The 9669-nt window shown below is 72.8% G+C and carries 6 protein-coding genes and 1 pseudogene; 4 read left to right on the top strand and 3 right to left on the bottom strand.

The window, feature by feature from the left end:
• Positions 1 to 593: 593 nt before the first annotated feature.
• A complete protein-coding gene (locus IE330_RS36405; RefSeq protein ID WP_190140467.1) occupies positions 594 to 1148 on the bottom strand; it encodes a CGNR zinc finger domain-containing protein in 555 nt (184 codons plus the stop codon).
• 147 nt (positions 1149 to 1295) lie between these two features.
• On the opposite strand from IE330_RS36405, the gene IE330_RS36400 reads away from it, so the two are divergent.
• The 4 genes from IE330_RS36400 to IE330_RS36385 all read left to right on the top strand — a co-directional run bounded on the left by IE330_RS36400 (position 1296) and on the right by IE330_RS36385 (position 7198).
• Positions 1296 to 1760 (top strand): VOC family protein, encoded by a 465-nt coding sequence (locus IE330_RS36400; protein ID WP_190140466.1) that lies wholly within the window; start codon positions 1296 to 1298, stop codon positions 1758 to 1760.
• Between the two features lie 79 nt (positions 1761 to 1839).
• Positions 1840 to 2727 (top strand): PNPOx family protein, encoded by an 888-nt coding sequence (locus IE330_RS36395; RefSeq protein WP_190140465.1) that lies wholly within the window; start codon positions 1840 to 1842, stop codon positions 2725 to 2727.
• Positions 2728 to 2783: 56 nt separating this feature from the next.
• Positions 2784 to 3230 (top strand): NUDIX hydrolase, encoded by a 447-nt coding sequence (locus tag IE330_RS36390; protein ID WP_190140464.1) that lies wholly within the window; start codon positions 2784 to 2786, stop codon positions 3228 to 3230.
• Positions 3231 to 3886: 656 nt separating this feature from the next.
• Positions 3887 to 7198 carry a S8 family serine peptidase gene (locus IE330_RS36385; protein WP_190140463.1) on the top strand — a complete coding sequence of 1104 codons (3312 nt, stop codon included), beginning with the start codon at positions 3887 to 3889 and terminating at the stop codon, positions 7196 to 7198.
• Between the two features lie 113 nt (positions 7199 to 7311).
• On the opposite strand, the gene IE330_RS36380 is transcribed toward IE330_RS36385, so the two are convergent.
• Complete coding sequence (locus IE330_RS36380) at positions 7312 to 8811, bottom strand: M28 family metallopeptidase (RefSeq protein ID WP_190140462.1); 1500 nt, start codon at positions 8809 to 8811, stop codon at positions 7312 to 7314.
• A gap of 288 nt (positions 8812 to 9099) precedes the next feature.
• Positions 9100 to 9669, bottom strand: a pseudogene (locus IE330_RS36375) (hypothetical protein); the annotation flags it as partial.

Here is a 9669-nt window from a genome sequence, read left to right as displayed (position 1 = left end):
CGTCGCGCACTCGGCCAACCCCGACTTCGGCAAGGAGCTGCGGAAGGTGCGCGGGGTGCAGTCCGCGGACAGCGACACGGCGACCGCCGCGGCGAGCAGCGCGCGGCGGTGGACGGCGGCCGCGGCGACCGCGGACGTGGCGGCGCCGGTGACAGAGCGTATGCGCGACATGGCGCGCCTCCCCGAGTGCGAACGCGTCGGCAGTGGTCGCGGGGAGCCCCGGGCGCCTGCTCCACCGGCGAACTCTCCGCTCGTACTGGATCGTTGGCAGCGGGGGTGGCCTGCGCGTGAACGACGCGGCAACGCGTGGCGCCGATCACCGTAAGTGGATCTGGGGGTACGCAGGGTGTCCACGCACCCCTTCCCGGGCGGAGCGCCGCTGGTCACGCGCTGTTCACGTAGCGGGGTAGCGGCCCTACGGACGCGAGGTCGACGACGCGCGGAAGAGGGTCAACAGCCCGTCCGGCGGTTGAGGACGAGGCGTGAACCCGACGACGCACGGAAGAGGATCAACAGCCCGTCCGGCGTTTGAGGACGAGGCGCGAAGCGCCGACAGGGGGGAGAGGGGGCGCAGCCCCCTGTACGGCCCCCGCTCAGGCACGGGCACGGGCCTGGTGGCGCGAGGCCTTGGCGCGGTTGCCGCAGACGGCCATGGAGCACCAGCGGCGCGTGCCGTTTCGCGAGGTGTCGTAGAAGTGCAGCACGCACGCCTCGTGGGCGCAGCGCCGGACGCGGTCGGGCGCGGCGGTCAGCAGCTCCAGGTAGTCGCGCGCGGCGAGCCAGGCCGGGCCCCAGGCCGGGTCGTCGAACTCCGGCTCCTCGCCGGGCCCCGCGGATGTCAGGCGCACCCGGACGCGGCCGTGCGCGAGCACCGCGTCGAGGCGGGCGGCCGCGGCCGCGTCGTCGCCCGGCCCGCCCGGCAGGTCGACGAGCCCGGCGAGGGCGTCGCGGGCGCCCAGCACGTTGCGCAGGGTGTGCTCGTCGGCGGCGAAGCGCGCTTCGAGGCCGTTCGCGGCGAGCCAGACGGCCAGCCCCTCAAGGTCGGTGAGCAGGTCCTCGCGGCGGCCACCCTGCACCCAGCGGGTGTTGAGCAGGTCGAGGGAGAGCGGCTCGCCGGTGAGCGGGCGGGGGTCGTGGGCGGCGGGCATGGGTCTCTCCCTTCAGAGCTAACCCGTCAAGAGTACGTGAAGGGTTGACGCTCGCGATCACTAACCACTAACATCTCTTTCAGTGGTTAGTCGGCGCGCCGCGCCCGGCGCCGCGCCCGAAGCGACAGCAGCATCGAGGAGAGAGTCATGACCGTGATCAGCGCACCGCCCACCGGCCACGTCGGCCTGAACGTCACCGACCTGGACCGCTCGCTCGCCTTCTACCGGGACGCCCTCGGCTTCGAGGTGATCGGCGAGGGCGGCGCGGACGACGCGTCGGGCCGCCGCTACGCCTTCCTCGGCCGCGCGGGCACCCTCGCGCTCACGCTGTGGCAGCAGGCGGGCGGCGCGTACGACTCCGGGCGCGCGGGCCTGCACCACCTGTCGTTCGAGGTGGACTCCCTGGCCGAGGTCCAGGAGTACGAGCGGGAGCTGCGGGCCCGCGGCGTGGAGTTCGCGTACGAGGGCGTCGTGCCGCACGGCGAGGGCGCGGCCTCCGGCGGCGTCTTCTTCCACGACCCGGACGGCACCCGCCTGGAGATCTACACCCGCGCCGGCGCCGGCACCGGGACGGCCCCGTCGGGCCCGGCCCCGACCTGCGGCTTCTTCTAGGCCCCGCGTCCACGCCGCATCCGCTCCCGCACCCGTCCCCGTCCCCGTCCCCGCACCCGCTCCCGAGGAGGGCGCCACCGTGACTCCGCACGACCCCTACCACCGAGGCTCGCGCGCCGTGCAGGACCGCGTGGGCGTGCGCGGGCTCGCCGACCACGTCGGCCGGTCGATCGGCCCGGGCATCCGCCCGGTCGCCGCCGCGTTCCTGGAGCTCCAGCCGATGCTGGTCGTCGGCGCGCGCGACCCGGACAGCGGGCGGGTGTGGGCGTCCCCGCTCACCGGCGAGCCCGGGTTCGTCCGCGCCACGGGGGCGCACCAGGTGTCCGTGGCGGGCCGGGCCGGGACGGGCGATCCGCTCGCCGCCGCGCTCGGCCGCCCCGGCACGCCCGTCGGCACGATCGCGCTCGACCCGCGCACCCGGCGCCGCATGCGGCTCAACGGCCGGGCCCGGCCCACGCCGCGCGGCCTCGCCATCGAGGCCGACCAGGTGTTCTCCAACTGCCCCAAGTACCTGCAGAAGCGTCACCTGCTCGGGGCCAGGACCGGCGCCGGGCCCGCCGGGCCGCCGCGCGTCACCGCCGAACTGACCCCCGACCAGCAGCGGTTCGTCGCCGCCGCCGACACCTTCTTCATCGCCACCGTGCGCGACGGCGGGGCCGACGCCAGCCACCGGGGCGGCAACCCCGGCTTCCTCCGGGTCCTGTCCCCGTACGAGCTGAGCTGGCCCGACTACCCGGGCAACGCCATGTTCCTCACCCTCGGCAACCTCACCACCGACCCCGGCGCCGGGCTGCTCCTGCTCGACTGGACCACCGGCACCGCGCTCCAGCTCACCGGCACCGCCGCCCTCGCGTACGGGCCCGACGGCACCCGCACCGTCCGCTTCACCCTCACCGAGGCCGTCGAGACCGCCGGGGCCAGCCCGTGGACGTGGTCCGCTCCGGAATACTCCCCCGCCAACCCGTGAGGGGCAGTTGGGCAACGGACCGTGCCTTGCCGGTGTACGGGGTCTAACGTCAGCGGATGCACAAGGAGCTCCGGGTGGCGGCCTACGCCGTATGCGTTCGGGACGGATCGGTGCTGCTGGCCCGCTGGGTCGCGGGGGACGGCAGCAAGCGCTGGACGCTGCCCGGCGGTGGCATGGACCACGGCGAAGACCCCTACGACACGGTGGTGCGGGAGGCCGAGGAGGAGACCGGGTACGCCGTCGAGCCGGTCGCCCTGCTCGGCGTCGACTCGCTGCGGCGGCGCTATCCGAGGCGGCTCGGGGCCGTGGCGGACTTCCACGGGCTGCGGATCGTGTACGAGGGGCGGGTGGTCGGGGGGGACTTGCGGCACGAGACGTCGGGGTCGACGGACCTGGCGGCCTGGCATGCGCTGGACTCCGTCCCGGCGTTGGATCGGGTGAGTCTGGTGGATGTGGGGCTTGCGTTGTGGCGGGGGCGGCCTGCGGATGGGCATCTCGCCTGAGCCTGCGGCGGCCTTCCCGCCCGCCCACCCGTGCGGCCCCTGCTGCCCGGTCGCGCCCCGGCCTGGCGGCTTGCACGTCCGTCGCCACGTGCCCGCCGCCGCTACTGCGGCGGGATCTCCCACCCGCCCACCCGTACAGCCCCTGCCTGCGCGCCGAGCCCCGACCTGGCGGCTTGTACGCCCGTCGTCGGGTGGCCGCCGCTACCGCGGCGGGATTTCCCACCCGCCCACCCGTACAGCCCTTGCCTGCTCGCCGAGCCCCGACCTGGCGGCCTGCACGTCCGTCGTCACGGGCCCGGGCCAATGGGGTGGGTGGGTGGGACGTAGCCCACGCATTGGTGCGGGTCAGGCGAGGCGTGAGGGCTGCGGAGCGGTGGTGCATGGAGGCCCGACCCGTGAGAAGCGGGTGGGGTGGAACCAACCTCTCGTATCGGCAGGCCGGTTAGGCGCTCCCGCGGTAGCCAGGCAACGGCGTGAGGGCTGGGGGCGGTATGGGAGGGGTTGTTCCCGGTGGCGTATGGCGGAAGTACGCCACCGGGCAACCCCGGGCCAGGCAGGCCTCCCCAAGGGGGCGCCCCTTACGTAAAGCTGAGCGGTCATCCGGTCCCGAATTCCGGACCGTTTCGTTCACATCGAGTTCACGTACAGGGATGCTGATGACCCTCGACCCTCAGGACGCGCACGCGTCCGCGTCCCCGCGCCGGACCGGCGCGAGACGCACCGCCCGCCTCGCCACCGCGATAGCCGTGGCCGCCGCGCTCACCGCGGCGGCCCCCCTGCCGCTGGCCTTCGCCGGTGACACCCCCGCACCGGAGCCCAAGGCGGCCGCCGCCAAGCTGGGTGCCGCCGACGCCGAGCTGCTCGCGGACGCCGAGGCGGACGGCGAGAAGACCGTCACGATGATGGTCGCGACCGCGCCGGGCGCCACCGAGCAGGTCGCCGACCAGCTCGACGCCGTCAAGGGCGGCTCGGTCGGCCGCACGTACGACGACCTCGGCTACGTCCGCGCCACCGTGCCGACGGCGCAGGCCGAGGCCGCGATCGAGGCGGCCTCGAAGCTCACCTCGGTGCACGGCATCGACCTGCGGCACGAGATCGAGCTGGACGACCCGAAGCCGCAGGCGGCCAAGGGCGCGCCGGCGAAGCGGACCGCCGCCGCCTACCCCGCGCCGGGCAAGGACACCCCGGCCGTGAACCCGTACAACCCGTCCTTCGAGACCGGCGCGGTCGACTTCGTGAAGAAGCACCCGAAGGCCGACGGCCGCGGGGTCACGATCGGCATCCTCGACTCGGGCGTCGACCTCGGGCACCCGGCGCTGCGGAAGACCACCACCGGCGAGCGCAAGATCACCGACTGGGTGACGGCCACCGACCCGATCGTCGACGGCGACGGGACCTGGCGGCGGATGACCAACCCGGTCACCGGTCCGACGTTCACCTGGGACGGCGACACCTGGAAGGCACCCGCCGGGTCCTTCCAGATCAGCCGGTTCCGGGAGGCCGCGACCACCGGCGGCGACGCCAAGGGCGACCTCAACCGCGACGGGGACACGACCGACACCTGGGGCGTGCTGTACGACCGCGCCGCCGGCACGGTCCGCGTCGACCTGAACGACAACAAGGACTTCGGCGACGACAAGCCGATGAAGCCCTACGGCGCCAAGCACCAGGTCGCCTACTTCGGCAAGGACGACCCGGCCACCGAGGTCGCCGAGCGCATCCCGTTCGTCGTGGAGATCCGCAAGGACGTCCCGACGGACCCCTACGGCGGCGACTGGGTCGGCAAGAAGGCCGACTTCGTGAACATCGGCCTCATCGAGTCCGAGCACGGCACGCACGTCGCGGGCATCACGGCCGCCAACAAGCTGTTCGGCGGGAAGATGAACGGCGCGGCGCCGGGTGCGAAGCTGGTGTCGTCCCGTGCTTGCACCTGGTCCGGCGGGTGCACCAACGTGGCGCTCACCGAGGGCATGATCGACCTCGTCACCGAGCGCGGTGTCGACATCGTCAACATGTCGATCGGCGGCCTGCCCGCGCTCAACGACGGCAACAACGCCCGCGCCGAGCTGTACAAGCGCCTCATCGACACCACCGGCGTGCAGCTCGTCATCTCGGCGGGCAACGAGGGCCCCGGCGCCAACACCATCGGCGACCCGGGCCTGGCCGACCACGTCATCTCCGTGGGCGCCGCCATCTCCAAGGAGACCTGGGCCGCCAACTACGGCTCGAAGGTGGCCAAGAAGTACGCCATGTTCAACTTCTCCTCGCGCGGCCCGCGCGAGGACGGCGGCTTCCAGCCGCTGATCACCGCGCCGGGCTCGGCCATCAACACCACCCAGACCTGGCTGCCGGGCTCGCCGGTCGCCGAGGCGGGCTACAAGCTCCCGGCCGGCTACTCGATGCTGAACGGCACGTCCATGTCGTCGCCGCAGGCCGCCGGCGCGTCGGCGCTGCTGCTCAGCGCCGCCAAGCAGCAGCGCGTGAAGCTCACCCCGGCCACGCTGCGCACCGCTCTCACCTCGACCGCCGACCGCATCCCCGGCGTCCAGGCGTACGAGCAGGGCACGGGCCGGATCGACGTCGTGGGGGCCTGGGACGCCATCAAGGGCGGCGCCAAGGCCCACGAGTACACCGTGAAGGCGCCCGTCGACACGGCGCTCGACCAGGAGCTGAAGAAGCCCGGCACCGGTCTGTACGACCGTGAGGGCGGCCTCAAGGCGGGCGAGTCGAAGACGTACAAGCTCACCCTGACGCGGACCACCGGGCCGCGCGGGCCGGTGCGCCACGAGCTGAAGTTCGCGAACAACCACGAGGGCACGTTCCGGATCGTCGGCGGCGACTCGGTCCTGCTGACCCGTGACAAGCCGGTCACCGTCAAGGTGCAGGCCAAGCCCGAGTCGGCGGGCGTGTCCAGCGCCCGGCTCACCGTGAACGACAAGCGCACCCGCGGCATCGACCACCAGATCATGACGACGGTCGTCGTCTCCAAGAAGCTGGCCAAGCCGTCGTTCACCCACAAGGTGTCCGGCACGGTGCAGCGCAACAGCTCGAAGTCGTACTTCGTCACCGTCCCGAAGGGCACCAAGGCCCTGGAGGTCGCGCTCGGCGGGCTCGCCGACAAGAGCCAGACGCGCTTCATCTCCGTGCACCCGTACGGCCTGCCGTCCGAGGACACCTCGTCGCTCGCCTGCTACCCGAACTTCCCGAACCCGGCGAACACCTGCCGCCCCGACCTGCGGTCGTACACCGACCCGACGCCGGGCGTCTGGGAGATCGAGGTCGAGTCGCGCCGTACGTCGCCGCTGCTCGACAACCCGTTCACGCTGGACGTCGCCGCGCTCGGCGTGTCCTTCGCGCCCGCCCCGCAGAAGGTGACGGAGGCCGAGGTCGGCGTCGCCACGCCGGTCACCTGGAAGGCCACGAACGGCTACGCGGCCGTCGACGGCAAGCTGAAGGGCGGCTCGCTCGGCTCGGCCGTCACCGGGCGGCCCACCGTCAAGCAGGGCGAGACCCGCACCACCACGGTCGTCGTGCCCGAGGGCGCCGAGCGCCTCGACGCCGCGATCGGCGCCACCGCGGACGCCCGCGCCGACCTCGACCTGACGGTCCTCAAGGACGGTCAGGTCGTCGGCCAGTCCGCGGACGGCGACTCGGACGAGTCGGTCAGCATCACCAAGCCCGCCGCGGGCACGTACACGATCGAGGTCGCGGGCTACTCCATCCCGTCCGGCCAGACCGCGTACGACTACCGCGACGTGTTCTTCTCCACCTCGCTCGGCCAGGTCAAGGTCGACGAGACCAAGCCGGTGAAGCTCGCCACCGGCGAGAGCGCCGACGTCACCGCCGAGGTCGTCGCGGGCGCGCCCGCCGCCTCCGGCCGGTCGCTGTTCGGTGAGGTCAGCCTGCTGAACGCGCGCGGCACGGTCGCGGGCACCGGCACGGTGACGGTGGAGAAGGTCACCGAGTGACGCTCAGCGGCTGAGTGACAGCGACTGAGTGACCGAGCAAGACGACGGGGGCGGGCACCTGGTGCCCGCCCCCGTCCGGTTGTCGCGGTCGGTGTTCTCCGGCCGCGCCGGGATCAGCGCTTGAGGGAGCTGAGGTCCTGCGCGTAGACGCCCACCGCGTGCGCGATGACGTCGACGTTCACGTCGAAGATCTTGCGGTCGACGTTCTTCAGGGTGTCACCCTTGCCGTGGTAGTTGGGGTCGTACGGCTGACCGGCCTTGCCGCCCGCCTTCGCCGCCTGCTCCGCCGTCTTGAGGCCCTCGGCGCCGGTGAAGGTGCCGCCCGCGGGGATGCCGTCCGCGATGAACGGGCCGTAGTCGGAGCGGCCGTCGAAGTCGGTGCCCCAGTGCGGGACCTTCTTCTTGTCGAGGAAGCCGTTGATCAGCTTCTCGATCTGCGCCGAGCCCTTCGGGCCCGGGCCCTCGCCGGTCTTGTCGGAGTCGTCGCCGTCGTAGACCAGTTCGGCCCCGTTCGGCGACGCGATCATGTCGAAGTTCAGGTACAGCTTGATGTTCTTCTTCTGCTTCGGCGTCAGCGTCTTCACGTAGTGGTCGGAGCCGAGCAGGCCGAGCTCCTCGGCGGACCACCAGGCGAACCGCACCTTGTTGGCGAGCTTCTTGCCGCCCTTGGTCGCCTTGGCGAGCTGCTCGGCGACCTCGATGAGACCGGCCGAGCCGGAGCCGTTGTCGTTGATGCCGGGGCCCTCGGACACCGAGTCGAGGTGGGCGCCGAGCGCGACGACGCGGTCCGCGCGGCCGCCGCGGGTCTCCGCGACGACGTTGCGGGTCTTGTGCGGGACGGCCTGCGTGGCGACGTCCAGGGAGACCTTCACCTCGCCCTTGGCGACCTGCTCGGCCAGCTTCTGGCCCTCGGCCAGGGTGATGCCCGCGGCCGGGATGTGCGCGTTCTGCGGCACCTCCAGGTTGCCGTGGACGGGCTGGTCGCCGGAGTGGTTGTAGAGCAGCAGGCCGACGGCGCCGGCCTTGGCCGCGGCGGCCTCCTTCTCGGCGAAGGTGCAGGTACCGCGCTTGACCAGCGCGATCTTGCCGGTGAAGGTGTCCGAGGTGTAGTCGTCGGCCTCGCAGCCCGGCGTGTCGTCGACCCGGGCGGCGGCGAGCGGCGCCTGGAGGCCGCCCTCGGGCGTGGACTTGCTGAAGTCGAACGCCACGGCGTTGAGCTTGCGCGCCTCGGGCGAGAGCACGGCCGCGCCCTCGCGCAGGGTCTTGGACGTGTGGAACGTGAAGTCCTGGTACGAGACCTTGTACCCGGCCTTCTTCAGGCGCTCGTACACGTACGTCGTGGACGCCTTGTGGCCCTTGGTGCCCGCGGCGCGGTTGCCGCCGTTGTCGTCGGCTATCTCCTGGAACTTCCTCAGGTGGCGGTAGGCGCTCTTGCCCGAGGACTTTTCGACGAGCTTCTTGGCGAGCTTCCTCGCCTGCTGCGCCTGGTCCGTGGAGTGCGGCTGGCGGTGTCCGGCCTGCGCGCCCGCCTGGGGTGCGGCGGCGAACAGGACGGGGACGGCGACGGCCGCGGAGACGAGGGCGGCCGTCGCCCGGGTGCGGGGTGCGCGCACGGAGTTCCTTCCCTGGGGGGTGAAGTGATCATGAGTGACCGGGAGCGGTCACTCATGATCACCATTGGTCACGGTGGAAGGAAGTTAGCCCGGAAAAACCGCAGTTCAAAGGGTTTATCGGCGGGCGCAACAGCGCCTTCACCCAACTGTCACCGGAACTCAGCACTCCAGTACGCGGGTACGGACGTTCCGGTACGTGGGGCTGTGGACTGCGGTGCGCAGGTCCGGGGGGCGTCGTGGGTGCGGGCCGAGGTTCCGGTACGCGGGTCCTTGGGCGCCCGTGGGTGCTCAGCACGTGCGGCCGCGGGCCTTGGGCAGGGCCTTGAGGATCCACGCGCGCTCCCCGTCGATGTCCTCTCCCGTGACCCAGAGGTCCGGCGACGCCTCCCCCTTCGGGATGCCGATCAGCGCGCGGTCCCCTGCCCGCAGCGGCGGGTCCGCGGTCACGTCCAGCACGAACGTCACCTCGTCCGGCGCCTCGGCGGGCTTGTAGGAGCGGGACACGTCGAGTGTGACCCGGTCCTCGATGCCGCCCGGCAGGGTCTCCACGCTCTGCACCGTGCCCTCGACGATGAGCCGGGCGCAGGCCACGTACCCCTCGGGGGACGGCTTCTCCGAGTCGTCGTGGTCGTCGTCGTGGTCGCCGTCGTGCTGCTCGCCCCGCCCGCCGCTGTCGGCGGGCGCCGGGGCCTGGGCGCCCGAGCGCTTCCCGTCCTCCTTGGCCGCGCCCGCGCCCGCGTCGTTCCCGGCACCGGGGCCTCCGCCCGCGCCGAGCCACACCAGCCCGCCGAGGAGCCCCGCCGCGAGCGTCGCCGCCAGGGCCAGCACGGCCCGGCGCCGGGCGGCCGCGGCGGGGCC

This window comes from Streptomyces longispororuber (assembly GCF_014656095.1).
Lineage (GTDB): Bacteria > Actinomycetota > Actinomycetes > Streptomycetales > Streptomycetaceae > Streptomyces > Streptomyces longispororuber.
The sequence above is the reverse complement of the archived record's forward strand: the minus strand, read 5'-3'. Positions and strand labels throughout refer to the sequence as shown.